This window comes from Rhizorhabdus sp. GW822-FHT03C02, assembly GCF_058801765.1.
Map to the genome: position 1 here is coordinate 1485852 of NZ_JBXANN010000001.1, position 26309 is coordinate 1512160.

Sequence of the window (26309 nt, forward strand, 5' to 3'; positions counted from 1 at the left end):
TTCTATGGCGTATAGATCCCGATCGTGTCGTTGCGCGGATCGGGGGTGTCCGCCTGCGGGCGCACCGATCCGAGCGGCCGTTCGAGCCGGCGGCGCACCCTATTGCCGCGCTCGATGCTGTTGAAGGCCTCGGCCGCCGCCTGCAGCTCCATGTCCGACTGGGTGAAGCGGGTGCGCTGGCGCAAATAATCCTGCCAGGTCGGGTAATGGAAACGCTCGGTCCACATCGCCGCGTCGGCGAGGTCGCGGGCGATCGACCAGTCGAACGCGCCGTTGCGCAGCCGCGCATATTGGAGCTCGAGCATCTTGCCGTAGAATCGCCGCGCGTCCTCGGGATCGACCTGATAGTCGATCTCGACGACGATCGGCCCGCTGCGGTGCGTGATCGCCAGCGCGACGTCGGGATCGTCGGACAGCTCGACGATCTCGACCCCGACCTCCTCGGTCCCCGGCAGCGGCAGCAGCAGGCCGAGCAACGGCAGCAGGATCAGCCCGACCGCCGATATGATCAGCGCGACCGCGACGCCGTGCCCCGAGGTGATGTCGCCCCACATCCACGATCCGAACGCCAGCCCGCCGGTCAGCGACGACTGGTACCAGGCGAGCGCCCGCGCGCCCACCCAGCGCGGCACCGACAGCTGGACCGCGACGTTGAGCATCGAGATGATCAGCATGTTGAACGCGCCGATCACCGCCAGCGCCAGCGCGGTGAGGATCAGCGAATGGCTGAACCCGACCACCAGCACCATCAGCCCGACGATCACCGTGCCCAGCCGCACCGCGGCCTCGGGGCTGAAGCGGTCGCGCACGTCGCTGACCATCAGCGCGCCGACCACCGCACCGACCCCGCTCGCGCCGAGCAGCAGGCCGTAGGTGCCGGCATCGCCGCCGAGCAGGTCCTTGGCGACCAGCGGGGTCAGCGCGGCGGTCGCGGCGCTCATCAGCCCGAACGACACCGCGCGCACCATCACCGTGCGCACCGACGAGGCGTGGAGCGAATAGCGCCAGCCCGAGATGATCGCCCGGACCAGCCGCTCGGGCGGCAGCCGCGGCGGAACATGGCGGCGCTTCCACAGGAAGAAGGCGCCGATCAGCGGCAGGTAGAACAGCGCGTTGGTCGCGAACGCCGCCTTGGCGCCGAAGGCGAGCACGATCGCGCCGCCGATCGCCGGGCCGAAGCTGCGCGCGATATTATAGCTGACCGCGCCGAGCGAGACCGCGGCGGGCAGATGCTCGGGGGGCACCTGCTCGCTGATCGAGGATTGCCAGGCCGGGCTGTAGAAGGCGACGCCGCCGCCGATCAGGAAGCAGAACAGCAGCAGCACCCACGGCCCGGCCAGCCCCGCGGCCGCGAGCAGGGTGAGCGTCGCCGCGCAGATCGACGAGAAGCTCAGCCCGATCAGTGCGATCTTGCGCCGGTCGAACATGTCCGCAATCGCGCCCGCCGGCACCGCGACCAGCATCAGCGGCAGCATCAGCGCGGTCTGGACCAGCGCGACCATCTCGGGCGAATGCGCCAGCCGGGTCATCTCCCAGGCGGCGGCGACGCCGAGCACGAGCTGGCCGAAATTCGACAACAGGCTCGCCGACCAGATGTTGCGGAAGGTGCGGTCGCGTAGGGGTTCGAGCGCTTTCCAGCCGCCTCTGGGACCGGCCGGAGCCTCGGCTTCGATGTCTTCGCTCAACCCCGACTCCCCCGACCATTATCGTCTTAGGCGTCGAAGCCTAGCCAAGTGCGGCGACCACCGCCAGTTGAGCCCGACCTTTACGCCCGGGCGAAGATACGTGTCGGGCGGCGCCAGGTTCCGGGACGATGTCCGGGGCAGGTTCCGGTGCGCGTGCTGCCGCCTCCTTGATCCGCCGCAGACCGATCTGCAGCTCGATCGCCGCCTTGCGCGCGCAATCGAGCAGCATCTCGCCCTCGCGGGTCAGCTCGACCTTGCGGGTGGTGCGGTGAAACAATGCCACGCCGAGCTGGAGCTCGAGCTGGCGGACCTGCATGCTCACCGCCGACTGCGAGCGGTTCGCTTCCTCGGCGGCGCGCCGGAAGCTGCCATGGTCGGCGACCAGCAGGAAGCTGTGGAGCAACTTGAGGTTGACGTTCATGGCCCATTCCTTCCCGGAGGCGCCTTTTTTTTAAGGCTTGCCCATGTCTTGCGATGCTCAGGGTTAGGACTTCATCCCGACAGCGCAATGTCGCCAGCGACCGATCGGGCTCGGTTGACCGCGATTGGGGGTGGGAAACGCCATTTAACGCCATGGCGATGCGCGCGGCGTGGTTCGCGACCATGGGCGCGCCACTGCACAATGCGTCGTCCCGGACTCCATAGCTTCTTCTGAAGCCTTCTCCCGCTCTTTGCGGGAGAAGGTTTGGATGAGGGTCTTCTTCTGTTTCTTCTTCACCGCACAGGCAGAAGAAGAAGACCCTCACCCCGTGAGCGGTAAGTTATGCCCCCGGCATAACTTAGGTTCTGCCGGGGGCAGAACCGACCGCCTCACGCTCCCGCGAAGAGCGGGAGAGGGGCAGAAGAAGCACCCCCGCGGCTAAGTTCGCGCTTATCGGGGCTTGATCCGAGAGGACGGCAATTCAGCCGGCGATCACCGCGGCTGCATGCGGATCGCGCCGTCGAGCCGCACCGTCTCGCCGTTGAAATAGCCGTTGCGGATCATCTCGAGCGCGAGGCTGGCATATTCGTCGGCATGGCCCAGCCGCGGCGGGAACGGCACCATCGCGCCGAGCGCCTGGAGCATCTCGGGGGTCGCGCGCGCCATGGCGGGCGTGTTGAAGATGCCGGGCTGGATCGTGTTGAGGCGGATGCCCTCGCGTGACAGGTCGCGTGCGATCGGCAGGGTCATGCCGACGATCGCCGCCTTGGCCGCCGCATAGGCAGCCTGCCCCATCTGGCCGTCGGTCGCCGCCGCCGAGGCGGTGTTGACCATCACCCCGCGCTCGCCGTCGATCGGGTCGAGCGTCATCATCCCCGCCGCCGACCGGGTGATGCAGCGGAAAGTGCCGACGGTGTTGAGCTTGAGCACCCATTCGAACTGGTCGGCGGGGAAGAACTTGATCTCGCCGGTCTTCTTGTCGCGCCGGGCGGTCGGGATCGCGTTGCCGCCGCCCGCGCAGCTGACCAGCGCCCGCTCCTGCCCCTGCGCCGCGCGGGCCTGGGCGAAGGCGGCGTCGACGCTGTCATCCGACAGCACGTCGCACACGCAGAAGGTCGCGCCGGTCTCGGCGGCGGCGGCCTCGCCGGTTTCGGGGTTGAGGTCGAAGATCGCGACCGAGGCGCCCGCCGCGCGCAACGCCTTGACGGTCGCGAGCCCGAGCCCCGATGCGCCGCCGGTCACGATCGCGGCGAGCGAACTGTCAATCTTCATGTCTTTGGCCTTCCTGATGACGTCGTCGGTGCGACCGCCAGGCTCCGGCAACACCGCGCCGTCGGGCGTTTGCGGGTGCCGTTCCAGTCAAACGGTCTCGCGCTTAGCGTTTGCAAGCCGGTCGCCGATCCCGCAAGACTCGATGCCGCGACCCCGCCCGAATATCGCGGTGGCGCAAAGCCGTGCGGTCAAGCAAAGCGATGATGCCTTTTCATTCGGCCCACGCTAGGCTTGCCCATCGGTTATGAGAGGGTGTGTTTCGTATGACGCAGGTGATGAAGGGGGTCAGGGTATTGGAGGTGGCGCAGTTCACCTTCGTTCCGGCCGCCGGGGCAATTCTCGCCGATTGGGGCGCCGACGTCATCAAGATCGAGCATCCGGTGCGCGGCGACACCCAGCGCGGCTTCATCAACCTGGGCGGCATGAAGCTCGACCCCCAGCGCAACACGATGATCGAACACCCCAATCGCGGCAAGCGCAGCGTCGGCATCGACGTCTCGACCCCCGAGGGGCAGGCGCTGATCTATGAGATCGCCAAGACCGCCGATGTCTTCCTGACCAACTATCTGCCCGCCCAGCGGCAGAAGCTGAACATCGACATCGAACATATCCGCGCCGCCAACCCGAACATCATCTACGCCCGCGGCAGCGCCTATGGCGACAAGGGGCCCGAGCGCGACGTCGGCGGCTTCGACGGCACCGCCTTCTGGTCGCGCAGCGGCGTCGGCTATGCGATGACCCCCGCCGAACTCGACGGCCCGCTGATGCAGGGCATCGCCGCGTTCGGGGATTCGATCGGCGGCATGAACATCGCCGGCGGCATCTCGGCGGCGCTGTTCCACCGCGAGCGCACCGGCGAGGCGAGCGAGATCGACGTTTCGCTGCTCAGCACCGCCTGGTGGGCGGCGGGCACCGCGGTCGACATGGGGATCGAAAGCGGCGAGACGATGCGCAACCGCATGCCCTATTCGGGCGGCGCGCCGGGCAATCCGTTCATGGGTAATTTCACCACCTCCGATGGCGGCACGATCAACCTGTGCGTGCTGACCCCGGGCCCGGTGATCCGCGACACGTTCGCGCATCTCGGCATTCCCGAGGCCGCCGACGATCCGCGCTTCTCCGAGGTGCGCGCGCTGATGGAGAATTGGAAGGCCGCGAGCGACCTGATCGTCGAGGCGATCGGCAAGCAGCCTTTCCAATATTGGCGCCAGCATCTCAAGACGATGAAGGGCCAGTGGGCGCCGATCCAGAGCCTCGTCGATCTCGCCACCGACGAACAGGCGCTCGCCAACGACATGATCTTCGAGGTCGAGGCGATCGACGGCGGCAAGCCGCTGAAGCTGGTGCGCGGCCCGGTCCAGTTCGATCACAAGCCCGTCGAGACCACCCGCGCGCCGCAGGCGTCGGAACATACAGAGCTGTTCCTGATGGAGCTCGGCGTCGAGTGGGATCGTATCGAAAATCTCAAATCGATCGGCGCGATCGCCTGACCACATGGTTCGAGACCATTTACCTCGAGGGATATGATGAAAGCTGGAACGAAACTGAAAAGCACGGTGTGCGACACCGAAGTGATGGTGATCCGCGGCGCCGCCGATGCGACCGTCGATTGCGGCGGCGCGCCGATGGCCGACGACAAGCCGGCGACGCTGGGCGAGATCGACCCGGCCTTTGCCGAAGGCAGCAAGATCGGCAAGCGCTATGTCGATGCCGACGGCACCGTCGAGCTGCTGTGCGTCAAGGCGGGCAAGGGCTCGCTGTCGCTCGGCGGCGTCGCGCTGCAGATCAAGGACGCCAAGCCGCTGCCGTCGTCGGACTGACGCACCCATGAACATCTCGCTCATCCTGCAGATGGCCGCCGACGCCGACGGCGATCGCATCGGCCTGGTCTGTGACGGCCGTCGCTGGTCCTATGCCGCGCTGTTCCGCGCCGCGCGCGGCGCCGCCGTCGCGATCCTCGAAAGCGGCTGCGCCCATGTCGCGCTGCTCGACGAGAGCAGCGAGGCCGCGGCGATCGCGCTGTTCGGGTCGGCGCTCGCCGGCGTCCCCTATGTGCCGCTCAACTACCGGCTCGCCGATGCCGATCTCGCCGCGCTGCTCGGCCGGATCGCGCCGGCCTATATCGTCGGCGACGTCGCCCGCGTCGAACGGCTGAGCCCCGGCGTCGGCCATGTCGTCCACAGCCGCGCCGATTTCGTGGCGCTGGCCGAGGCCGCCGCCGATCGCGCCACCGACGACGAGATCGAGGGCGAAGGCATCGCCGTCCAGCTGTTCACCAGCGGCACCACCGCGGCGCCCAAGGCGGCGCTGCTGCGCCACGGCAACCTGTTGTCCTACATCCTCGGCACCGTCGAATTCATGTCGGCGGACGAGAGCGAAGCCGCGCTGGTCAGCGTCCCGCCTTATCATATCGCCGGTATCGCCGCGCTGCTCAGCTCGATCTACGCGATGCGCCGCATCCTGCTGCTGCCGGCGTTCGACCCCGATGGCTGGCTGACGCTGGCGGCGACCGAGGCCGCGACCAACGCCTTCGTCGTGCCGACGATGCTCGGCCGGATCATCGACCGGATCGACGCGGACAAGGCCGCCGGGCTCGCGTCGCTCCAGGCGATCGCTTATGGCGGCGGCCGCATGCCGGTCGAACTGATCGACAAGGCGCTGTCGCTGTTCCCGACCACCAATTTCACCAACGCTTACGGCCTGACCGAGACCAGCTCGACCGTCGCCCTGCTCGGCCCCGACGAGCATCGCGCCGCGCACGGCTCGACCGATCCCGAGATCCGCGCCCGGCTCGGCTCGGTCGGCAAGCCGCTGCCGACGGTCGAGATCGAGATCCGCGACGAGGAAGGCGGGCTGCTGCCGGTCGGCGAGCGCGGCGAGATCTATGTCCGCGGCGACCAGGTGTCGGGCGAATATAAGGAACGCAGCGCGCTCGACGCGCAGGGCTGGTTCCCGACCCGCGACGCGGGCTGGCTCGACGCCGAGGGCTATCTGTTCCTCGCCGGCCGCGCCGACGACGTCATCGTGCGCGGCGGCGAGAATATCTCGCCCGGCGAGATCGAGGACGTGCTGCTCACCCATCCGGCGATCGCCGATGCCTGCGCGGTCGGCGTGCCTTCGCTCGAATGGGGCGAAGCGGTCGGCATCGCCGTCGTCGCCCGCCCGGGCCATGACGTGCCGAGCGAGACCGAACTGAGCGCGCTGATCAAGGACCGCCTGCGCTCGTCGCGGGTCCCCGAGCGCTTCGCGGTGCTCGAGACGCTGCCCTATAACGAGATGGGCAAGCTGCTGCGGCGCGAGATCCGGACGCTGTTCAACGGGTAGCCAACTTTTAGCCCCTCCCTTTTAAGGGAGGGTTCGTCCGGTCGGGCGTGCCCCCGGCACGCCCTCAACCATGCCGGGGGCATGGTTTACCTGACGAAGGGTGGGTCGCGAGCGAAGCGAGCGTCTGCGCTGGAACCAAGAGCGCCTTCAGCGGCATCGAGCCGCTTCAGCCGCACCCCACCCCCAAACCCCTCCCCGTTGGGGAGGGGCTTAAGTTGAGGCACCCCCACCCACCGCGATTTGCCCAATCCCCGCACGCGCTGTTATCCACCGTCAATGCCCGGCATCCCCCTCACCGCCTGTGCCGACCGCATCCTCGCCCGCCTCGCGCAGGCGACCGGCGCGCCCGCGATCGCCGCGCTCGACGGCGCCACCCTGCTCGGCGAGCGCGCGATGCTGGCGGGCTTCGCGATCCCCGGCACGACCTCCGCGGGCGGCGGCTGCCGTTTGTTTCCCGCCGCTGATGACGGAGATGGGGGCGCGGTCGCGCTCAACCTCGCCCGCGACGACGATCGCGATCTGCTTCCGGCGCTGTTCGAGGACGGCGCGCTCGATCCGCGGAACGACGCCGCGATCGCCGCGCGGATCGCCCGGGCCGACGCCACGGCGCTGGTCGCGCGCGGGCGGATGATGGGGCTCGCCATAGCCGCCACCGACGAACCGGAGCCCGCGCCGGCCGCCCCAGTGACCTTGCTGACCGCGGGACGACCCGCCGGCCCCCGTACCCGCGCTGCGCCGCGCGTTCTCGATCTGTCCGCGCTGTGGGCCGGGCCGCTCGCTGGGCATCTCCTCTGGCTGGCCGGCGCCGAGGTGATCAAGGTCGAAAGCCGCACCCGCCCCGACGCGATGCGCGACGATCCGTCGGGATTTTTCGGCCTGATCAACCAGGGCAAGGCCAGCGTCGCGCTCGACCTCGCCGATCGCGCCGACCGTGCCGCGCTGCTCGCCCTGATCGCCGCCAGCGATATCGTCATCGAGGCCGCCCGGCCGCGCGCCTTGCGGCAGCTCGGCATCGACGCCGACGCGATCGTCGCCGCCACCCCGGGGCTCGTCTGGCTGACGATCACCGCGCATGGCGCGACCGGCGAGCCGGCGGGCTGGGTCGGGTTCGGCGACGATGTCGCGGTCGCCGCGGGCCTCAGCCGCACGCTGCACGCCGCGACCGGCCGCGCTGGCTTCGTCGGCGACGCGATCGCCGATCCGCTCACCGGCCTCCAAGCCGCGCTGGCGGGGTGGGAGGCGTGGCAGTCGGGGCATGGCGGGCGCCATGGCATCGCGATGCGCGACGTCGTCGCTCATGGCATGGCCGAAGACCGGGCGCGCGACGCCGCCGGCTTCGACGCGGCGCTGCGGGCATGGGCGCAGGCGGCCGGCGCCCCCTTCCCGCGGGTCGTCCGCCGCGCGATCGGTCCGGTCGCGGCGCTCGGCGCCGACACCGGCGCGACGATCGAACGCCTCTCGCGCTGATCCGCCGCGCCGCCTGGGCGTCAGCCGATATCCGCGTCGCCCACCGGCGCATCGACGATCGCATCGACCAGCCCCCAGTCGAGCGCGGTCCTCGCCCCGATCCGCCGGCCCGACAGCAGCATCAGCGCGGTCCGCTGCCGCCCGATCCGGCGCGGCAGCGACACGCAGCCGCCGGCGCCCGGGATGATCCCCATCGCCAGTTCGGGAAGCTGGAACCAGGCGCGCGGCGTCGCGACGACATGCCGCGCGAACGCCGCCATTTCGAGCCCCGATCCGATGCAGGCCCCCTGGACATGCGCCTTGATCCGGTCGCCGAGCCCGGCGAGCAGCGCGGCCGGCAGGCTGCGCGCGCGGATCAGATGCGCGGTGGCCGGGTCGTTCGTGGTGCCGAACTCGGCCAGATCGGCGCCGATGCTGAAGCTCGGCCCGCGCGCGCGCAGCATGATCGTGCCGATGTCGGGATCGAGCATCGCCACCATCAGCGCGTCGTGGATCCCGTCGCGCAGCGCCACGTCGATCGCATTATGCGCCTGCGGCCGGTCGAGGATGATCGTCAGCACCCGGTCGTCTCGCGCGACGATCGCCCGCCCCTCGGCCGTGCGATCGCCATGCGGCCCCGCGGCGATCCAGGCGCGATGCTCGGCGCTCCCCTGCAGCATCGCGAGACAGATCGACTCGAGCGGCAGCGCGCGGTCGGGATCGAGCCCGTCGATGCTCCGCAGCAGCTGGACCGCGGCGGCCGCGGCGCTCGGCGCACACAACACCTGCGCGACGATCGCATCGGCCGAAACCGGCGGTTCGACCAGCGCGTCGAGCCGCGCCGCTAGCGGATGGCCGCGATCGCCGATCCCGATCAACGGAAAGGGCGTCAGCGTCGCGATCGGCACGTCACGCGGCCAGCGATCGAGATCGACGAAGCCGAGCGGCTGTCCCATATCGGCGATGCGGGCGGCGCTTTCGGGGCTTAGCAGCCAGTCTTGATACGCCATGACCCTTGCCGATCCCGATGCACGCCGATCTGCCCCCCGATCGAGGGGCTGCGCGGTGGCTGGACCATGCCGTCCGCTGCGCCGTTCGCCAAGGCCCTTCATGGCAGGCAAATTGTCATCATTGCCCGGCAACATGACGTGCGAACCAGTTCAAAAAATGCACTGACGCGACAGCCACGCCGGGCGCCGATCGCAGTTTCGGCCCGTCATATCTCGCAAGCGACAGCATCTCATTTGTTTTGGATTGACTCCATTTCGACATTGCTTAGCATGCTTACAAAATAGGAGAGAGCTATGGCGACAATCAACGAGCCGGCGAAAGCCAAGGGCGCGCAACGTGTCATCGAGGTGCTGGATTTCTTCGACGACCAGCATCACCGCGCGACGGTGATGGACATTGCCCGCCGCTATAACCGCCCGCAGTCGAGCACGTCCGAACTGCTTGCCAGCCTCGTCGACCTCGGCCTGCTCTACAAGGATCCGGGCTCGCGCTATTATACGCTGACCCCGCGCGCCGCGATCATCGGCTCGCTGTCGCAACCGCGCCTTGTGCGCGATGGCCGCCTCGCCGAGCTGATCGACACGCTGCGCGCGCATACCGGTCTCGGCGTCGTCCTGATCGGCATGGTCGGCGCCAAGGCCCAGATCTTCCGCTGGAAGCCCGGCCTCCACCGCGTCGAGTCCGCCGGCCGCGATCTGACCGGCGGCCAGTGCGAGGATCTCTGCTCGACCGCCGCGGGCTGGCTGCTGCTGTCGACGCTGCCGCCGCAGCGCCGCGAGGGGCTGATCCGCCGCCTGAATGCCGAGGCGCCCGACGACCGCAAATTCCTGCCATCCGAAATGAGCGCGCGGATCCAGGACGCCGGACGGCGCGGCTATGCGATCGGCCCGGCCGGCTTCGGCATCGAGGCGTCGCTGGTGTCGATCCTGCTGCCGACCGAGGCCGACGACCGGTCGATGGCGATCGGCTTCGTCCATGACGCCTCCGACGAGCGCGACCCGGTCGCGCTCGCCTCGATCCTCCAGAAGACCGCGCGCCGCTGCATCGGCTCGATCGAGGATTATGACAGCATGTCGGCGATCGCCGTCGCCGGCTGACCCCTCCCCTTCCTTCTCCCATTGAAAAGGCCGCTCCGGATATCCGAAGCGGCCTCTTTTTTGGGGGCGATGGCGGTGCGGTTCTGGTTCGCCACGCACCGGGGAGGCGTGAACCCGGTGCGTGACGTCGATGGTAACGGCGGATCGCGGTGCAAGCTGTGCCATCCCGGCCGAAAGTCTAAGGTCCGGGCGTTAAACCCGTTACCGGCCAGTGTGCGGATCGAGCCCATCCGGCATGCGACAACATCTTCGGTATCACCTATAAGGCGGTATGACGTCAGCAGATTTTGGCCGCAACATCCTCCATGTCGATGCGTCGGGCGACGGCGACGAACTGTTCGAGGACCTCGCCCGCAGGCCCGGCGTGCGCATCGAGCGGATCGTGTCGCGCGGCCATGTCACCCCGCCCGACCAGCCCTATGTCCAGGCGTGGGACGAATGGGTTCTGATCGTCCAGGGGGCGGCGCGCCTCTGGTGCGAAGGCACGGGCGAGCATGATCTGGCGGCCGGCGATCATCTGATGATCCCGGCAGGCGTGGCGCATCGGGTGACCTACACCGCCGATCCGACGATCTGGCTCGCGGTCCATATCGGCGAAGCCTGAGGGGCCGCGATCGCGCCCCTTATGCACGCGCCGATCGCCGTCACAATCGGCGCAGTTGCTCGATCAGATGATCGACGAAGGCGCGGGCGGCGGGCTTGCCGTTCTGGCCGTTGGCGAACAGCGCGTGCGCCTCGATGTCGCCGAGCGTCCAGTCGGGCAGCAGCCGCACCAGATTGCCGGTGTCGAGATCCTCGCTGAACGCGACGAGGCTGGCGACCGCGATGCCGAGGCCGGCCCGCGCCGCGCTGAGCGCGACTTCGGCGCCGTTGATCGCGACCTGGCCGCTGGGCTGTATCTTCGCTTCGCGGTCGGCCTGGCGGAACAGCAGTTCCCGCCCCGCGACCGGGCCGGCGATCACGAACATATGGCCGGCAAGGTCTTCGGGGGCCGCGGGGGTGCCATGGATCGCGAGATAGGCGGGCGCCGCCGCGGCGATCAGCGGCCAACGCCCGATCAGCCGCGCCACCGCGCTGGAATCGGCGAGCTTGCCGAAGCGGATCGCGACGTCGATCCCCTCCTGGATCAGGTCCTGCCGCCGGTCGTCGACCGCCAGTTCGACCTGCAGATGCGGATGGCGGGCGATGAACGCGCCGAGCCGCGGCACGATCGTCCGCGAGGCGAGCACCGACGTCACCCCGACCCGCAATGTGCCGCGCAGGTCGTCGCCGCCGCGGATCGCATTGTCGGCCTCTTCGAGCGAGTCGAGGATCGGCCGGACCCGCGCCAGATAGGCCGCCCCCGCATCGGTCAGCGTCAGCGCCCGGGTCGATCGCGCGAACAGCGACGTGCCGAGCTGTTCCTCGAGCAGCGCGATGATCCGCGACGCGGTCGGCTGCGACAGCTTCATCTCGCGCGCGCCTTTGGAAAAGCTGCCGGTGCGCGCGACCTGCACGAACAGCCGAAGGGCCTGGAACTGATCGCTCAAACCGGGGACCCCGCTGGCCATGTCGATCCCCCCTTGCTAGCCGGTATCGCGCCGCGCGGCCATCCGCGCTGTGGCGCGCGCCTGAGCCCTTCTCCTTCGTCACCCCGGACCTGTTCCCATAGGCGCCAACATAATCGCACTGTGGGGGAGTGGAGGCGCCCTCCTCCGTCATCCTGATGGAAATCAGGATCCAGACACGCAGCGCTGCGCGTCCAGCCTCAGCGCTGCGCATGGATTCTCACGGTTGCGCGTCTGGATGCTGACTTCCGTCAGGATGACGAAGAAGAAGCAGGCATAAGATACAGGGCTTCAGCCGGGGCTATGATGCTCACACCTGCGCATAGCCGCCGTCGACATGCAGCTCGACCCCGGCGATATAGCTGCTCTCCGACGACGCCAGGAAGGTCGCGACCGACGCGATCTCGTCGACGGTGCCGGTCCGCCCCAGCGGGGTCTCGGTGGCGAGCCGTGCGTAGAAGGCCGCCGCCTCTTCCTCGCTGAACCCCGCCTGCTCGGTCATGATCGGGGTGACGATCGTGCCCGGCGCCAGCGTGTTGACGCGGATGCGCCGCGCGGCGAGATCGGTCGTCCAGGTGCGGGCGAACGACCGGATCGCCGCCTTGGCCGCCGAATAGACGGTGAAGCCCGGCAATCCCTTGCTCGCCGCGATCGATCCGTTGAGGATGATCGAACCGCCGTCGGGGATCAGCGGCAACAGCGTCTGCACCGAGAAGAAGGCTCCCTTCAGGTTGGCCGCCATGATGCGATCATATTCGGCCTCGGTGACCGTGCCGAACGCGCCCAGCGTCCCGCCGCCGGCATTGGCGAACAGCACGTCGAGCCGGCCATATGTGTCGGCGATATACGCCCGCAGCCGATCGAGATCGCCCAGATCGGCGATGTCGCCCTGGAAACCCTCGATCGCCCCACCCGTCTCGGCCCGGATTTCGGCGACCGCCTCGTCGAGCCGGTCCTGCCGGCGGCCGGTGATGATCACGGTGGCGCCTTCGGCGACATATTGCTTCGCCGTCGCCCGGCCCATGCCGCTGCTGCCGCCGGTCACCAGCGCGATCTGGCCGATAAGTCTGTTCATGTCACGGTCCTCCTCGGAAGCGCCAAATGCCTTCCGTCGGGGACAAAGATGGCGCGCCCAGCGCCGGCGATAAGCGGCGGATTTCGAATAACAGTCATTCGCAGCGCCGCTCTTGCTTGTTCATCGCCTCACACCGACGGGCGCAATCCCTTACTCCCCTTCTTCGCTCGACACGAACGGGTTAAAAGTTTCGGCTATTGGTACCACAGCTGTTACGGGGGCCATGGCTCTCGCCGCACGGGCCGGCACCGACCATCGAACGCGGGATCCATTCGCCCGTCGCATCTTACTTATCCGAAATCTCGCACTCCCCGCAGGCGCTCAAAGCGCCGACATGCCGTGGCACAGGGCAACGGCAGCCGCCGCCGCCGAACTCCCGCAGGAGACGTTCCGATGATCGACGAAAATGGCCCCCATTATTTCGTGGCCTTCCAGAGCCCGGGCCCGAACTGGGTGCAGGGCGTCAAATATAACGAACAGCCCGGCTTCTTCGACCATGTCGGCTATATGACCGAGATGGCCGAGCGGGGCCTGACCGTGATGAGCGGCCCGTTCATGGAGAAGGCCGGCGGGCTGAACGGCGTGCTCGCCGACGGCGGCATGACGATCTTCAAGGCCGCGGACATCGACGAAGCCAACCGGATCGCCACCGACGATCCGACGGTGAAGTCGGGGCTGCTCGATGTCGAGGTCAGGATGTTCTGGGTGCCGTTCCACGGCTGATCGCGGCCGATGCCCCGCCGGCACCGGACCGGCGGCATCGGCGGGTCATCTGAGCGCTTCGAGCTGGTCGAGTTTCGAGACCGGCTTGATCAATCCGAGCGCGCGTTCCGGAACGACGATTTCCGACCCGCCGGACATGACATAATAGCACATCTTGGATCCGTGCAGCGCATCGAGCTGGGCGACGTGGTTCTTGTCGTCGCTGGGCGAGACGATCTTCTCGAGGGTCTCCGGCGCATAGATCGCGACGAAGGCATGCGCATAGGTCACGTCCTTGACCGCAGAATAGAGCGTCTTGTTACCGACATGGGTCACGTAGAAACCGCGGCCTTTGCCCAGCCCGCTGCCGGTGTCGAAACGGTCGGCCGCCGGGCCGGTCGTCGTCAGGCTGAGAACCCTGTCGGGATGGGTCTCATGAACACCGATCTTCACATATTCGCCGACCTTTGCCGGATAATGTTCCCAGCCGAACGCATCGGCGGTGCGCTTGCGCTCTTCGGCCGCTTCGACGAGCGGATCGACAAAAGGCTCGCTATCAGCCCCGCCATCCTCGGAATCGCTCCCCTCTTCCTCTTCGGGATTTTCGAGGTCCTCGATCTTGTCATCCACACATTCGAGAATATCGCCGCAACCTCCCTTTGCCTCGAGGATCTCCTTGACCTCCCGCCATGCGTCCAGCCCGAGATGGACTCCCAGGCCGAGCAGGCTCGTCCATTGCAGCGCGGCGATGATCGCCTCCCGGGAGGTGGCCGCGCTGACGTCGGTCTCGCCGATCATGACCCGCTGAACCGGCGCGCCGACCGTGCCGCTGCCCGGGCGTGCGTTGATCGCGGCCCCCAGCGCCTGCAGCCGGCGGACCGCGGGGCCTGCGTTCACGAGCTGGGCGGTCGGACCCGATTGGCGGCCTGCGGGCTCGGGCGACCGCTGGACGCCTTGCCCCGTTTTCGAAACGAGCATCGCATGGTCCATGGCAGTCCTCCCCCGAATGGCGATCGGCGTCACTATCCGCGATCGAGGATAGCGCTCGCGTCGGCGAACGCAATGACCCGCCGGTCCGGGCCACAGGCCGGCTTCGCGTGATCCATCGCGCCGCGTCATCGCCATGCGCGCAACGGGCGTGTGCATCGATGATCCTTTCATCGCCGATGCCATCTGGTACATCGACAGGCTGACCGGAAAGCGCGTCGCGGGCGTCGGACCGGTCGGTCGTCGGGTGGGGACAGATCATGACGCGTTCGAACATCCCGCCGGTGCCGGCGGCCTTTTTCGGGATGGTGCTCGGGCTGGCCGGGCTCGGCGGCGCCTGGCGGGGCGCGCACGCCGCCTGGGCGCTGCCCGCCCTGGTCGGCGAGGCGATCATGGCGGTCGCGGCGCTGGTCTGGCTGATCGTCCTGATCGGCTATGGCCTCAAATGGATCGTCGCGCGCGAGGCCGCGCTCGCCGAACTCGCGCATCCGGTCCAATGCTGCTTCATCGGTCTCGCCGGGGTGTCGACGATGCTGATCGCCGGAGCCGCCGCGCCTTATGCGCACCCGCTCGCGCTGGCGCTCTATGGCCTGGGCCTGCTGTTCACGATCGGCTTCGCGGTCTGGCGGACCGGCGGGCTCTGGCTGGGCGGGCGCGACCCCGGTCACAGCACCCCGATCCTCTATCTGCCGAGCGTCGCCGGCAGCTTCGTCGCCGCGATCGTCGGCAGCGGCCTTGGTCTTGCCGACGGCGCCAGCTTCTTCTTCGGCATGGGACTGTTCGGCTGGCTCGCCATCGAGTCCGTCCTGCTCCACCGGCTGCTCACCGCCCCCGCCATGCCGAGCGCATTGCGGCCCACCCTCGGCGTCCAGCTCGCGCCGCCGGTGGTCGGCGCGGTCGCGCTGATGGCGGCGGTGCCGCAGGCGCCGACCTGGGTCGTGCATGCGATGATCGGCTACGGCCTGTTCCAGGCGCTGATCCTGCTGCGGCTGCTGCCCTGGATCCTCGAAGAGCCCTTCTCGGCCGGCTATTGGGCCTTCACCTTCGGCGCGACCGCACTCGCGACCGCGCCGATCCGGTTGGTGGTGCGCGGCGACCAGGGCGTCATAACCTGGCTCGCACCGCTGCTGTTCGGCTTCGCCAACCTCGTCGTGCTGCTCGTCGCGGCGGGGACGGTCCGGCGCCTCGCCCAGGGCCGGCTGCTGCCGCGGCCGGTGACGCCTGCGACCTGACCGGGACACGACCGGAACGGCGTCTTGGCGGACCAATCGATCGGGAATGTGTCGGCGTCTTCGAGATCGCATATGAGCCGCTGCGAAATGCGCGCGACGTGGAGTGGGGCATCCGGTTTCAGGCGGATTTGAGCGGTTTTATGCGATTTCGGCATGGAATTGCGGGCGTTCCGGCCTTCGCCATTGACGCGGTGCAGCATCGCACCTAACAGGCCGCGCTCTCAATCAAGCTAAGCCCAATCAGGCGCAGCCTTGCCCGCGCTGGAGGCGCCGCGTGACCATGACCATGACGTTCGACGATCTCGCTTTGGCGCCGTTCCTGCTGCAGGCGCTGGCCGAGCAGGGCTATGCCAGCCCGACCCCGATCCAGGCCCAGTCGATCCCGCTGCTGCTCCAGGGCCGCGACATGCTCGGCATGGCGCAGACCGGCACCGGCAAGACCGCCGCCTTCGCACTGCCGCTGCTGCATCGCCTCGCCGCCGATCCCCGCCCGGCGCCCAAAGGCGGCGCCCGCGTGCTGGTGCTCGCGCCCACCCGCGAACTGGTGTCGCAGATCGCCGCCGGCTTCGAAAGCTTCGGCCGCCATCTGCCGCTGCGCGTGACGACGATCTTCGGTGGCGTCAGCCCATTCCATCAGGCCAATGCGCTCAAGGCCGGCGTCGACATCATCGTCGCGGCGCCGGGCCGCTTGCTGGACCTGATCGAACAGGGCGTCTGCGACCTGTCCGCCCTCGAGGCGCTCGTGCTCGACGAGGCCGACCAGATGCTCGACATGGGCTTCGCGAAGCCGATCGAGCGCATCGTCGCGACGCTGCCGCGGGATCGCCATACCCTGCTGTTTTCGGCGACGATGCCGAAATCGATCGCCGCGCTGGCCGAAAGCCTGTTGCGCGATCCGGCCAAGGTCGAGATCGCTCCGCCGTCGACCACCGTCGACCGGATCGAGCAGTCGGTGATGTTCCTCGACGCGGCCGACAAGAAGGCGGCGCTGCTGGCGCTGCTGCAGACCCCGGAGATCGGCCAGGCGGTCGTCTTCACGCTGCAGAAGAACATCGCCAACGAAGTCTGCGCGTTCATCAGCGAGGGCGGCATCACCGCCGAGGCGCTCCACGGCAACAAGTCGCAGGGCCAGCGCGAGCGCGCGCTGGACGCGTTCCGGGCCGGGACCGTGCAGGTGCTCGTCGCGACCGACATCGCCGCGCGCGGCATCGATGTCGACACGGTGACCCATGTCTTCAACCACGATCTGCCGAGCCTGCCCGAAAGCTATGTCCACCGCATCGGCCGCACCGGCCGCGCCGGGCGCAGCGGCTTCGCGATCACGCTGTGCGACGCCGATCAGCGCGCCTGGCTGCGCGACGTCGAGCGGGAAATCGGCCGCACCCTGACGGTGCAGGCCGATCACCCCTGGCATTGCGAAGTCGCGCGCCATTCGACCCGCCGCGCCCCCGTGCTCGGCGGCGGCCCGGCCAAGCAGGTCAAGCCGCCGAAAGAGCGGGTTCGCAAGGTCTGGACCGAGGAAGAGAAGCTCGCCGCGCGGGAAGCGGCAAGGGCTGGCTGACAAGGCGGCGGATTGGGCATTCCGGAGCATGTCCTGATCAGATTGATCAGGACATGCTCTAAACTTCCTTTATTTTCCGTATTTTACGAGCCGCCAGGTGATTCCGCCTGACTTGAAAATGCTCTAATCGCCCAACCAATCGGCTGCGATCTCGCCCCTATGCCCTTCGAGCGCCAGTGCGGCGCGCAGGGCTTCCAGCAGAGGCGGCAACGCCTGCGTGAAGGCGTAGGGCGGGTTGACGATATATAGGCCCGCGCCGTTATAGATGCCGGACTGATCGTCATCGTACAACCAATGCTCCAGCCACAGAAATTTCGGGATGCCGAGCTTGCGTAACTGCGCCTTCCACCGCAAATGCGTGGCGCGGTCTTTCAGCGGATACCAGATCACCGTCACGCCATGCGCCCATTTGCGGTAAGCTGCGGCGAGAGTGGCTGTGATGCGAGCGCGTTCGTCCGGCTGCTCGTAAGGCGGGTCGACCACCACCACGCCGCGCGCGGTGCGGGGCGGCAGCATCGCCAGCCAAAGCTCGTAGGCGTCGCGCTCATGGATGGCAGAGGATGTGTCGCGCATCACGCCGCGCAGGGTATAGACGTCCTCGGGATGTTTTTCGTTCAGGATCAGGAAATCCTGCGGGCGCAGAAGCTGCGCCAGAATCTGCGGCGAGCCGGGGTAGAGATGCGGCTCGGCCCCGACATTCACCGCCTGTACGGCGGCGCGATAGTCGTTCAGCAAGGGGTTCGGGTCGGCAAAGGCCCGCAGAACGCCCTGCGTGGACTCGCCGGTGCGCTGGGCCGCCTCGCCTTCAAGGTCGTACAGCCCGCAGCCGGCATGGGTGTCGATCAGGGTCAGCGCGCTCTGTTTGTGCTGCAAGGCCCGTACCAGCGCGATCAGCAGGCTGTGCTTCACGACATCGGCGCTATTACCAGCATGGAAGGAATGGCGATAATTCATTGTTATTCGGAATCCTGTCGATCTGCCTTTTTCGAGCTGCTGGGCGCGGAAGCCGAGCGCGGGGCGATTGAAGTAACCAATTCGGTGCTCGTATAGAGTCGGGCGGAAGCCTTCAAAGCAGTTTTGCGCGATGCCTCAAACCCGCGTTAGCGAGCGTCACCAGAGGCGGAGACGGAAGGCGCCGGGCGCATGGGAATGTTCGATCATCGAGGAGCCGGATGCGACTTGCATTACCGCAAATCGCCCCATCGCCGACATTGGCCCCAACTTGTTCCGTCTCTGCTTGCGGACATTCGATGCGGCGATACGATGATCCCGTGGGGGGCCGGCCAAGCACCCTCAACCGAACTGAAGGAGCATCGATGTCCTGTCGTCGCCATGCCTTTATGATGTTCCTCCCGTTGCTCGCTATATCGGTGCCGCTAACTGCCAATGCTCAAACGCCTCCACCGGCCTCGACTCTCGACGCAGCCGCACGTCGTGAGATCGTAGAAGCATTCGCCCGCGCGATGCGCGAGCACTATGTCTTTCCGGAACGAGGCGAGCAGGTGGCCGCACAGGTAGCGGCGGCGCTGGCGTCGGGCAAATATGACGATGCCACGACGACGACAGAACTCGCGCACAGATTGTCTGCCGACGCGTCGGCTATCACCCACGACATGCACCTGGAAATTCTTGGCCCACGAGGAGCGCCGCCGGCGCCGCCCGCTGCACAGGCCAAGGGGCCGCCACCCCCGATGGAAGCTGCCGAGGCAGGGATAACTCGGGCGGACAAGCTGGCAGGCGGCGTGGGCTATATCGAAGTGAGGAGCTTCCCATCGTTGAGCAGTTTCAAGCGCGTGATCGATGCTGCGATGTCCGGCCTTTCCGGCAGCCGTGCGCTCATCATCGACGTTCGGCGGAATATTGGCGGTGATCCGGAATCGGTCACCTACCTGGTGAGCTTCCTGGTTCCGCCTGATCGACCAATCAACGACTTTCTCATGCGAACCGCGAAAACGAACGATATAACCCGGCGGAGCTTCCGAAGCGTTCACACGCCGGTGTCCTTCCTTGAGGTGCCTGTCTACGTCCTCACCAGCAAAGACACTTTTTCGGGCGGCGAGGAGTTCGCCTACGACATTCAAGCGCTCAAGCGGGGAACCCTGATTGGCGAAACAACCGGGGGTGGCGCCAATCCCGCGGGCACGAGCGACCTCGGTCATGGTGTCATCGCCTTCATCCCGTTCGGCCGACCGGAAAATCCGATAACCAGGACCAACTGGGACGGCGTTGGTGTTCGACCCGACATGGCCGTTCCCACCGGTTCAGCCCTGAGCGTAGCGCTATCGACAGCAGGGTCGAAACCCGCCATGGACATCGCCACCGCGTCTACACAGCGGGTTTTTACGCCGCGAACGATTGCTCTGCCCGGAACGGAGGCGGCGGTGCGCAAGTTGCTCGGCGCGATCACCAGCGGAACCACGGTCAAGGCCATCCTGGCACCGGAACTTGATCCCCATTTTGAGCAGATGCTTCCTCAGCTCCGCGCCGAACTCGCCGAACTCGGAGAGTTGCGTTCGGTGAATTTCTACCGAGTGGCCCGATTTCAGGGCGGCGACGTGTATAAACTGGCGTTCGCTTATGGTCAGAGAAACATTCAGATTGCGATAGGGGATGAAGGTATAATCGAAGAGGCGTCAGCGTTGTTACCGCTCGAGCCTGGCCAGTAATTTCTCTTCCGGGACGGCAGCTATCGCCATCTGCCTCCCAAAAGCTGCCACATTGCACGCCACCGACAATGGCGATGTCGCCCGAGTATCGGACGTGGGGCCTCGCTGGCGGCGAGCGCGGGCGCGCCGTCGAACGGCTTCGGGCTGACGTCGACATGGCCGGGCTGGCCGCGCAGCGCGTTGCGATCGGATCGCGTTCGATCCGATCGCATGCCCCATGTTCCCGACGGTGGAAACGCCGTGCTGGTCAGTCGAACGCGACCAGGTCCTTGAAGATCAGGCGGCCCCATTCATTCCCGTGCGCCTGCACAAGCAGGCCACCTGCCGCAAGCCCGCCAAGCTTGATCGGCGCGAAGCCGAGATCTTCCGAGAGCACGGCGATCTCGTCAGCGGCACCCTCATCGTCGCTCGTCAGGAACACGACCCGCCTGCCCCCCTGGACGGCCGGATCCTGGTCGAGGACCGCCGCGACCAGATGGTTGAAGCCCTTGACCAGCCTGCCGCCGGTAAAGGCCTGCGCGACGACCTTGGCGGAAGGCAGCCCGCCCAGGTCTTCTTCGGGCACGCCATAGGCGTTGGTCACATCGACGATGATCTTCCCTTGCCAGTTGGCCAGCGCGTTCGCGACATCCGCATGCGCCCCGAAACGAACGGCCAGGAAGATGATGTCCGCCTCGACGGCGTCGGCCAGCGTTTTGGGAATGACCGTGGGGCCGATCGCGGCCGCGTCAGCGGCAAAGCTTTCCGGGTCGCGCGTGGTCGCGACGGATATTTCGATGCCCTTGCGGGCGAAGGCCCTGGCCAAGGTTCGGCCGATATCGCCGAAGCCGATAATTGCGTAGCTCATATTATTTCTCCGATCATGTGTGATGCCAGGGGTCAGACTTGCGCGAGCCCTCCGTCGACCGCGAGATCGACGCCGGTGACGTAGGAACTTTCATCGGAGGCGAGGAACGCGACGGCCGCCGCGACCTCCTCTGGCTGGCCCCTGCGGCCCATCGGGACCTGCGAGGCGAATTGGGCGGCCGCCTGCTCGGCCTGCTCGGGGGTAAGGCCCGTCGTTGCCGCCAGAGCGGGGGTCTCGATCGGTCCCGGGCTCATCGTGTTCACCCGGATCCTGCGGTCCTTCAACTCCAGCGTCCAGGCGCGCGCAAAGTTGCGCACGGCGGCCTTGCTCGCGGCATAAGCGCTGAACCCGGGCAGCCCCATCACATTCGAGACCGAAGAGGTCAGGATGATCGAACCGCCGTCCCGGAACAGCGGAAGGGCCCTCTGCACCGTGAAGAAAAGCCCCTTCACGTTCACGTCGAAGGTCTGGTCGAAATGCGCCTCCGTCGCCGCCGCGAGCGGAGCGATGGTCCCCGCCCCCGCGTTCGCGAAGAGAATGTCGATATGACCATGTTTCGCTTTCACGACGGCGTAGAGCCGGTCCAGATCGTCCAGGCGCGCCACATCGCCGACGACTGTCGTGACGTTGTTCGCGATGACGGCAGCGGCCTCTTCCAGCTCTTTCGCGCGTCGCCCGGTGATCACGACGTGCGCGCCTTCGTCCACGAAGCGCCTGGCCGTGGCCAAGCCGATCCCGCTGCTGCCGCCGGTGATGACGGCGACCTTGCCTTCGAGTTTTTTCATGATGTTATCCTTGGCTATGCGGGGGCCAGGCATGGTCCCACGTTGGGATCAGAGCTGCGCGAGGCCGCCGTCGACCGCGACTTCGCTGGCGGTCATGAAGCTGCTGTCCGGGGACGCGAGAAAGGCGGCCGCCGCGCCGACCTCGGCCGGATCGCCCATATGCTGGAGCGCCGTCATCGCGCCGTAGGCCGCAAGCCCCTCCTGGCCGAGCGCTTCCTTTGCGAGTTCGGTTGCGACCGCCCCGGGCGACAGCACATTCACCCGGATGCCGGTGCCCTTCAGCTCCTCCGCCCAGGTCCGCGCGAGGTTGCGTACCGCCGCCTTGCTGGCGCTGTAGGCGGTGAACGCCGGAGCGCCCGTGGTGCCGGCGCTCGACCCGGTCAGGATGATCGAACCCCCTTCGCCCATCAGCGGGAGCGCCTTCTGGACCGTGAAGATCGTCCCCTTCACATTGACGTCGAAGGTTTCGTCGATGTGCTCGACGGTGATCTCGCCGAGCTTGAGCTGGCTTCCCACCCCGGCATTGGCGAAGACGATGTCGAGGGTTCCGCGTTCGGCCCTCACCGCGGCGTAGAGCCGGTCGAGGTCGGCCTCGTCCGAGACCGAGCCCTTGACCGCGCGGGCATTCGACCCGAGCGCGGCCACGGCAGCGTCGAGCGCGTCTTGCCGACGGCCGAAGAGGAAGACGAAGGCGCCCTCCTCGATGAAACGCTTCGCCGCGGCCAGGCCGATGCCGGTCGCGCCGCCGGTGATCACGGCGGTCTTTCCATTCAATCTGGTCATGTCGTGCATCCTTGGTTTCGGATATCTGGCTGTGCGGGGAGTTCCGCGAACAGCCTCAACATGGGTCCGCCGAAGGCGCGCGGTGAGTGCGGAATCACGCACATCGGTGGTGCGAAATCGATCCGGCCCGGCGATTGAGAGCTGTGACAATGGCGCACATGGCCGCTCGATATGCTAGAGCGCGGTTTCGGAAGGCACGGCTGGCGGCGCGGGAATGCACCATGATCGACTGGGATGACGTTCGCTACTTCCTCGCCACCGCGCGCGAAGGCTCGGTGCGGGCCGCCGCCAAGCACCTCGGCGTCAATCACGCGACCGTGCTGCGCCGCATCGCCCAGCTCGAGGAGCGCCTCGCGGCGCGGATGTTCGAAAAGCTGCCTTCGGGCTACCGCCTGACCGAAGCCGGCGAGGAGGTCCTCGAACTCGCGAAACAGATGGAAGCGTCATCGCACCAGTTGGAGACGCGCGTGTTCGGGCGCGACCAGAGCGTGCGCGGGCTTCTGCGGGTCACACTGACACCGATCCTCGCGACACATCTGCTCATCCCGGACTTCGCCGATTTCGCGCGGCTGCATCCGGACATCGAGATGGACATCCTGACGTCCGGCGAACTGGCCAACCTGACCAACCGGGAGGCCGACGTGGCGATCCGCGTCGTCTATGATCGCAAGACCCTGCCGCTCAATCTCCACGGCATGAAGGGACCGGAGCTGTTCGGCGGCGTCTACATGTCCCGCGATCGACGGGAGTCGTGGCGCGCGGGCGCGCCCGATCCGATGCGGTGGATCGTCATCAGCATGCACGGCATCCCGGATTGGGCGGTCGAGGGGGAGGTTCGCACCACGGCGGTTCCCTTCAGGACCACCGACGCCGCGGCACAGATCGTGGCCGTACGGCAGGGACTCGGGATCGCGACGCTGCCGTGCTTCGTCGGAGATGCCGACCCGATGCTGGCGAGGGTGCCGGGCACCGATCTGCACCTCTATGGGACGCTCTGGCTTCTGACCCAGGGGGAGACGCGCAAGACGGCCCGCGTCCGGCTCTTCACCGAGTTCATATCCCGCAGGCTCGCCGCTTATGCTCCGCTTCTCGCGGGACTATCCATGTCGCGGGAATGATGCGCAGTTCCCCCTGAGCGAGCGGATGCGAAAGGGCACATCGGGCGGCGGGCCAGCAGTAACTGCCGTAACATGCCGCTGGTTCTAGAGCATTCTCAAGTCGGGTGGAATCACCTGGCGGGTCGGAAAATGCGGAAAACAAAGACAATTTAGAGCATATCCCGATCAATCCGATCAGGACATGCTCCAGGAGCAGCAACAGCACTTGGCAGTATCTCCAAGTTGAGAATGACCAGCTTGCTGCCTCCTCGCTTTTATAACAAGTTGCGGCGCGAAGTCTGTTGTGGAGGTGTCGCGTGCCGGGACGTTTGCCTTTTTGCTTAGCGGTGGTCCTGCTGCTGACCGGTGCGAGCAACGTGCCGAGTCCCCTTTCGACCGGCTCTCACAGCTTCGCCTCTGGCACGGTGACGCTGCGCTACCGTGCAGCCGGCAAAGCCGGAGGTGATCCGGTCATCTTGCTTCACGGTGGCCCGGCCGAGGGAAGCCAGGGCTTTGCGCGCACCATTGGGCCGTCGCTCGAACGACAACTGCGCATGGTTTATCTCGACCAGCGGGGCGCGGGTCATTCCGATCGCCCGGCTGATATGTCGGCCTACTCGATGGCAATCCTCGTTTCCGATATCGAGAAGTTGCGCCAGCATCTGGGCGTTCTCAAGATGGCTTTTATCGGTCATTCCTACGGGGCAACGCTCGCGCTCGAATATGCGGCGAAATACCCGACACATGTGTCCCGCATCGTCCTGGTCAGCGCGATGCCGGATGTCGAAGCGGCGCTTGATCTGATGTGCAGTAAGCTTGAGCAGAACGATGCTGCAGCTTATTCGAAGGCCAAGGCCGCGACCGAGGGCATGCCCGGTCCGAACTGCTTTCCCATGATGGGCTATGAAGGTCCGGCCGCCATGGCCTATTTCAACGCATCGCTGGGGGACGCGCCCGGCACGCTCGATCGTCTCGAAAAAGCCGATAAGGACGAAGGCGTCAAGATTTCCGGGCCTGCCCATAACGCACTTATGGAGGAGAGTTTCGGATATCGGTTCGCGAAAGCCAACGCCCTTTCGATACCGGTCCTCGCGATTTCCGGAGCGCGCGACGGCGTAGCCTTCGCAGCACCGGTGGCTTCGCTGGTCGCCCAAATGCCGCACGGTCGAATGCTCGTCTATCCCGACGCGGGGCATTTCCTGTTCGTTGAACAGCCTGATCGCTTCACCAGGGACGTCGTGCGATTCCTCAAGCGCAAATGACGTTCGGCGGACGTGACGTCGTGTGACGATCGAGTTGACGATGATCGTCATAATCGGATGCTTGGTGGATAGGTGGAACGAACGGCAACATTCGGGATCGCCTGAACGGCGGATTTTCTCTGAACCGATCATAACCAAAACGGCCGACCCGGTCTCCCGGATCGGCCGCCCCAGTTCGTTCGATCTCAGCGCGAGACGATCAGTCGGCCGTCGCCTGCGCCATGAACATCTTGGCGATGTCGCCCGAGGTCACCGGACGCGGCGCCTCGCCGGCGGCGAGCGGGGTCGCGCCGCCGAACGACTTCGGCGTCACGTCGACATTGCCGGCCTGGGCGCGCAGCGCGCCGACGGTCAGCTCTTCCTTCTTGTGATATTTGAACGGGTCGTAGTTGAAGAAACGCATCGCGTTGAGATGCGTCACCTTGTCGATCTGGCTCTGGGTCAGATGCTTGACCGTCGGCCACAGATGCTCGGGCACCTCCGGCCACAGCGTGTCCGAATGCGGATAGTCGCATTCATAGGCGACATTGTCCTCGCCGAGATAATCGAGATTCTTCAGGCCGAACTCGTCGTCGATGAAGCAGTTCAGGAAGTGCTTCTTGAACACGTCGCTCGGCTGCGTGTCCTTGAACCGCGAATGGGTCCACGCCTTGTGGCGGGCATGGCTGAAATTCGCACGCTCGAGGAAATAAGGCACCCAGCCGATGCCGCCTTCGGACAGCGCGATCTTGAGCGGATAGCGCTCGAGCGCCTCGAGGTTGAGCCAGTCGGCCGCGCCGACGACGATCGAGATGGGCATCGTGCTGATCCACGCCTCGATCGGGGTCTCCATCGAGGCATGCGGTGCGGGGTTGCCGGCGCCGATGTGCAGGCACATCGCCATGTCCTCGTTGGATACCGCCTTCCACAGCGGCTCCCAATATTCGTTGTGGATGCTGGGCAGCTTCTGGGTGGTCGGGTTCTCGTTGATCGAGACCGCGGTCACGCCCTTGTCGGCGAGACGCTTCACCTCGGCGACCGTCGCGTCCATGTCCCAGGTCGGCAACAGGCCGCAGGGAATGAAACGGCCCGGATGCTTGCCGCACCACTCGTCGACATGCCAGTCGTTGTACGCGCGCAGATGCTTCACCGCCGAGGCCTTGTCCTCGACCTTGTGGAACACGCTGCCGTCGAAGCCGACGCAGCTGCCGAAGTTGAGCGAGGCGGCGATGCCGTTGACGTTCATGTCCTCGACGCGCTTGTCGACGTCATAGACGCCGGGGCGAAGCTGCTCGAAAGCGGTCGGCTCGACGCCATATTCCTCGGGAACACGGCCGACGACGGCGTTCAGGCCGACGGCGGGCATCCGCATGCCGTAATATTCCCAGTAGTTGGTGCCCTTGTCGGTGGTCCGCAGCTTGGGCGCGGTCTCCAGATCGGTGCCCGACAGATGCTTGTCGAACATGTCCGGCGGTTCGCTGATATGATCATCGACGCTGATGATCACCAGATCGTTCATGTCCATCCGAA

General features: G+C 66.7%; 24 protein-coding genes. 12 read left to right on the forward strand and 12 right to left on the reverse strand.

What is annotated here, in order from left to right; translation table 11 throughout:
• Positions 1–2 precede the first annotated feature (2 nt).
• From AC1RM6_RS06775 to AC1RM6_RS06785, 3 genes are all read right to left on the reverse strand, one after another.
• Positions 3–1685: an MFS transporter gene (locus AC1RM6_RS06775; protein WP_493099345.1), complete on the reverse strand. Its 1683-nt coding sequence runs from the start codon at positions 1683–1685 to the stop codon at positions 3–5.
• A 40-nt stretch (positions 1686–1725) separates the two neighbouring features.
• Positions 1726–2106: a LysR family transcriptional regulator gene (locus AC1RM6_RS06780; RefSeq protein WP_493099347.1), complete on the reverse strand. Its 381-nt coding sequence runs from the start codon at positions 2104–2106 to the stop codon at positions 1726–1728.
• A 492-nt stretch (positions 2107–2598) separates the two neighbouring features.
• Positions 2599–3378: an SDR family NAD(P)-dependent oxidoreductase gene (locus tag AC1RM6_RS06785; protein ID WP_493099350.1), complete on the reverse strand. Its 780-nt coding sequence runs from the start codon at positions 3376–3378 to the stop codon at positions 2599–2601.
• Positions 3379–3641: 263 nt separating this feature from the next.
• Here AC1RM6_RS06785 and AC1RM6_RS06790 point away from each other — a divergent pair, with 263 nt between their 5' ends.
• The 4 genes from AC1RM6_RS06790 to AC1RM6_RS06805 all read left to right on the forward strand — a co-directional run bounded on the left by AC1RM6_RS06790 (position 3642) and on the right by AC1RM6_RS06805 (position 8169).
• On the forward strand, positions 3642–4868 hold the full coding sequence (locus AC1RM6_RS06790) for a CaiB/BaiF CoA transferase family protein (RefSeq protein ID WP_493099566.1): 1227 nt from the start codon (positions 3642–3644) through the stop codon (positions 4866–4868).
• Positions 4869–4934: 66 nt separating this feature from the next.
• Positions 4935–5198, forward strand: a complete 264-nt coding sequence (locus AC1RM6_RS06795; RefSeq protein WP_493099352.1) for a hypothetical protein — start codon at positions 4935–4937, stop codon at positions 5196–5198.
• Positions 5199–5205: 7 nt separating this feature from the next.
• Positions 5206–6702 (forward strand): class I adenylate-forming enzyme family protein, encoded by a 1497-nt coding sequence (locus AC1RM6_RS06800; RefSeq protein WP_493099354.1) that lies wholly within the window; start codon positions 5206–5208, stop codon positions 6700–6702.
• Positions 6703–6978: 276 nt separating this feature from the next.
• On the forward strand, positions 6979–8169 hold the full coding sequence (locus tag AC1RM6_RS06805) for a CoA transferase (protein ID WP_493099356.1): 1191 nt from the start codon (positions 6979–6981) through the stop codon (positions 8167–8169).
• A gap of 20 nt (positions 8170–8189) precedes the next feature.
• Here AC1RM6_RS06805 and AC1RM6_RS06810 read toward each other — a convergent pair whose 3' ends face one another.
• A complete protein-coding gene (locus tag AC1RM6_RS06810; protein WP_493099357.1) occupies positions 8190–9158 on the reverse strand; it encodes an enoyl-CoA hydratase/isomerase family protein in 969 nt (322 codons plus the stop codon).
• A gap of 294 nt (positions 9159–9452) precedes the next feature.
• On the opposite strand from AC1RM6_RS06810, the gene AC1RM6_RS06815 reads away from it, so the two are divergent.
• Positions 9453–10256 (forward strand): helix-turn-helix domain-containing protein, encoded by an 804-nt coding sequence (locus AC1RM6_RS06815; RefSeq protein WP_493099358.1) that lies wholly within the window; start codon positions 9453–9455, stop codon positions 10254–10256.
• 271 nt (positions 10257–10527) lie between these two features.
• Complete coding sequence (locus AC1RM6_RS06820) at positions 10528–10860, forward strand: cupin domain-containing protein (protein ID WP_493099360.1); 333 nt, start codon at positions 10528–10530, stop codon at positions 10858–10860.
• 40 nt (positions 10861–10900) lie between these two features.
• On the opposite strand, the gene AC1RM6_RS06825 is transcribed toward AC1RM6_RS06820, so the two are convergent.
• Both AC1RM6_RS06825 and AC1RM6_RS06830 read right to left on the reverse strand, forming a co-directional pair.
• A complete protein-coding gene (locus AC1RM6_RS06825) occupies positions 10901–11806 on the reverse strand; it encodes a LysR family transcriptional regulator (protein ID WP_493099362.1) in 906 nt (301 codons plus the stop codon).
• 307 nt (positions 11807–12113) lie between these two features.
• Positions 12114–12878 (reverse strand): SDR family NAD(P)-dependent oxidoreductase, encoded by a 765-nt coding sequence (locus AC1RM6_RS06830; protein WP_493099364.1) that lies wholly within the window; start codon positions 12876–12878, stop codon positions 12114–12116.
• A 393-nt stretch (positions 12879–13271) separates the two neighbouring features.
• On the opposite strand from AC1RM6_RS06830, the gene AC1RM6_RS06835 reads away from it, so the two are divergent.
• Entirely contained in the window at positions 13272–13601 is a 330-nt protein-coding gene (locus AC1RM6_RS06835; protein WP_493099366.1) for a YciI family protein, read from the forward strand.
• A 45-nt stretch (positions 13602–13646) separates the two neighbouring features.
• On the opposite strand, the gene AC1RM6_RS06840 is transcribed toward AC1RM6_RS06835, so the two are convergent.
• On the reverse strand, positions 13647–14762 hold the full coding sequence (locus tag AC1RM6_RS06840) for a hypothetical protein (protein WP_493099368.1): 1116 nt from the start codon (positions 14760–14762) through the stop codon (positions 13647–13649).
• A 65-nt stretch (positions 14763–14827) separates the two neighbouring features.
• Between AC1RM6_RS06840 and tehA the strand changes: the two genes are divergently transcribed.
• Positions 14828–15799: a dicarboxylate transporter/tellurite-resistance protein TehA gene (gene tehA, locus AC1RM6_RS06845; RefSeq protein ID WP_493099370.1), complete on the forward strand. Its 972-nt coding sequence runs from the start codon at positions 14828–14830 to the stop codon at positions 15797–15799.
• A gap of 280 nt (positions 15800–16079) precedes the next feature.
• On the forward strand, positions 16080–17360 hold the full coding sequence (locus tag AC1RM6_RS06850; RefSeq protein WP_493099568.1) for a DEAD/DEAH box helicase: 1281 nt from the start codon (positions 16080–16082) through the stop codon (positions 17358–17360).
• A 123-nt stretch (positions 17361–17483) separates the two neighbouring features.
• On the opposite strand, the gene AC1RM6_RS06855 is transcribed toward AC1RM6_RS06850, so the two are convergent.
• Complete coding sequence (locus AC1RM6_RS06855; RefSeq protein WP_493099372.1) at positions 17484–18314, reverse strand: 23S rRNA (adenine(2030)-N(6))-methyltransferase RlmJ; 831 nt, start codon at positions 18312–18314, stop codon at positions 17484–17486.
• A 362-nt stretch (positions 18315–18676) separates the two neighbouring features.
• Between AC1RM6_RS06855 and AC1RM6_RS06860 the strand changes: the two genes are divergently transcribed.
• Positions 18677–20026 (forward strand): S41 family peptidase, encoded by a 1350-nt coding sequence (locus AC1RM6_RS06860; RefSeq protein ID WP_493099374.1) that lies wholly within the window; start codon positions 18677–18679, stop codon positions 20024–20026.
• 247 nt (positions 20027–20273) lie between these two features.
• Here the strand turns inward: AC1RM6_RS06860 and AC1RM6_RS06865 are convergent, their stop codons facing one another.
• Genes AC1RM6_RS06865 through AC1RM6_RS06875 form a run of 3 tightly spaced genes read right to left on the reverse strand, consistent with a single transcriptional unit; the run spans position 20274 to position 22441 of the window.
• A complete protein-coding gene (locus AC1RM6_RS06865; protein ID WP_493099376.1) occupies positions 20274–20873 on the reverse strand; it encodes an NADPH-dependent F420 reductase in 600 nt (199 codons plus the stop codon).
• A 32-nt stretch (positions 20874–20905) separates the two neighbouring features.
• Positions 20906–21658 (reverse strand): SDR family NAD(P)-dependent oxidoreductase, encoded by a 753-nt coding sequence (locus AC1RM6_RS06870; RefSeq protein ID WP_493099378.1) that lies wholly within the window; start codon positions 21656–21658, stop codon positions 20906–20908.
• Positions 21659–21706: 48 nt separating this feature from the next.
• The gene (locus AC1RM6_RS06875) at positions 21707–22441 is read right to left on the reverse strand and encodes an SDR family NAD(P)-dependent oxidoreductase (RefSeq protein WP_493099380.1); all 735 of its coding nucleotides are present in this window, start codon (positions 22439–22441) and stop codon (positions 21707–21709) included.
• Between the two features lie 221 nt (positions 22442–22662).
• Here AC1RM6_RS06875 and AC1RM6_RS06880 point away from each other — a divergent pair, with 221 nt between their 5' ends.
• Both AC1RM6_RS06880 and AC1RM6_RS06885 read left to right on the forward strand, forming a co-directional pair.
• Positions 22663–23559, forward strand: coding sequence for a LysR family transcriptional regulator (locus tag AC1RM6_RS06880; protein ID WP_493099382.1), 897 nt, complete (start codon positions 22663–22665; stop codon positions 23557–23559).
• A 296-nt stretch (positions 23560–23855) separates the two neighbouring features.
• Complete coding sequence (locus tag AC1RM6_RS06885; RefSeq protein WP_493099384.1) at positions 23856–24800, forward strand: alpha/beta fold hydrolase; 945 nt, start codon at positions 23856–23858, stop codon at positions 24798–24800.
• A gap of 199 nt (positions 24801–24999) precedes the next feature.
• On the opposite strand, the gene AC1RM6_RS06890 is transcribed toward AC1RM6_RS06885, so the two are convergent.
• Positions 25000–26304, reverse strand: a complete 1305-nt coding sequence (locus AC1RM6_RS06890; RefSeq protein WP_493099386.1) for an amidohydrolase family protein — start codon at positions 26302–26304, stop codon at positions 25000–25002.
• Positions 26305–26309: the final 5 nt, after the last annotated feature.

Coding starts and splice junctions, on each gene's coding strand:
- AC1RM6_RS06780 (WP_493099347.1), bottom strand. CDS start 2,106: ATGAACGTCAACCTCAAGTTGCTCCACAGCTTCCTGCTGGTCGCCGAC.
- AC1RM6_RS06785 (WP_493099350.1), bottom strand. CDS start 3,378: ATGAAGATTGACAGTTCGCTCGCCGCGATCGTGACCGGCGGCGCATCG.
- AC1RM6_RS06790 (WP_493099566.1), top strand. CDS start 3,642: ATGACGCAGGTGATGAAGGGGGTCAGGGTATTGGAGGTGGCGCAGTTC.
- AC1RM6_RS06800 (WP_493099354.1), top strand. CDS start 5,206: ATGAACATCTCGCTCATCCTGCAGATGGCCGCCGACGCCGACGGCGAT.
- AC1RM6_RS06805 (WP_493099356.1), top strand. CDS start 6,979: ATGCCCGGCATCCCCCTCACCGCCTGTGCCGACCGCATCCTCGCCCGC.
- AC1RM6_RS06810 (WP_493099357.1), bottom strand. CDS start 9,158: ATGGCGTATCAAGACTGGCTGCTAAGCCCCGAAAGCGCCGCCCGCATC.
- AC1RM6_RS06815 (WP_493099358.1), top strand. CDS start 9,453: ATGGCGACAATCAACGAGCCGGCGAAAGCCAAGGGCGCGCAACGTGTC.
- AC1RM6_RS06820 (WP_493099360.1), top strand. CDS start 10,528: ATGACGTCAGCAGATTTTGGCCGCAACATCCTCCATGTCGATGCGTCG.
- AC1RM6_RS06825 (WP_493099362.1), bottom strand. CDS start 11,806: ATGGCCAGCGGGGTCCCCGGTTTGAGCGATCAGTTCCAGGCCCTTCGG.
- AC1RM6_RS06830 (WP_493099364.1), bottom strand. CDS start 12,878: ATGAACAGACTTATCGGCCAGATCGCGCTGGTGACCGGCGGCAGCAGC.
- AC1RM6_RS06835 (WP_493099366.1), top strand. CDS start 13,272: ATGATCGACGAAAATGGCCCCCATTATTTCGTGGCCTTCCAGAGCCCG.
- AC1RM6_RS06840 (WP_493099368.1), bottom strand. CDS start 14,762: ATGTACCAGATGGCATCGGCGATGAAAGGATCATCGATGCACACGCCC.
- tehA (WP_493099370.1), top strand. CDS start 14,828: ATGACGCGTTCGAACATCCCGCCGGTGCCGGCGGCCTTTTTCGGGATG.
- AC1RM6_RS06850 (WP_493099568.1), top strand. CDS start 16,080: ATGACCATGACGTTCGACGATCTCGCTTTGGCGCCGTTCCTGCTGCAG.
- AC1RM6_RS06855 (WP_493099372.1), bottom strand. CDS start 18,314: ATGAATTATCGCCATTCCTTCCATGCTGGTAATAGCGCCGATGTCGTG.
- AC1RM6_RS06860 (WP_493099374.1), top strand. CDS start 18,677: ATGTCCTGTCGTCGCCATGCCTTTATGATGTTCCTCCCGTTGCTCGCT.
- AC1RM6_RS06865 (WP_493099376.1), bottom strand. CDS start 20,873: ATGAGCTACGCAATTATCGGCTTCGGCGATATCGGCCGAACCTTGGCC.
- AC1RM6_RS06870 (WP_493099378.1), bottom strand. CDS start 21,658: ATGAAAAAACTCGAAGGCAAGGTCGCCGTCATCACCGGCGGCAGCAGC.
- AC1RM6_RS06875 (WP_493099380.1), bottom strand. CDS start 22,441: ATGACCAGATTGAATGGAAAGACCGCCGTGATCACCGGCGGCGCGACC.
- AC1RM6_RS06880 (WP_493099382.1), top strand. CDS start 22,663: ATGATCGACTGGGATGACGTTCGCTACTTCCTCGCCACCGCGCGCGAA.
- AC1RM6_RS06890 (WP_493099386.1), bottom strand. CDS start 26,304: ATGGACATGAACGATCTGGTGATCATCAGCGTCGATGATCATATCAGC.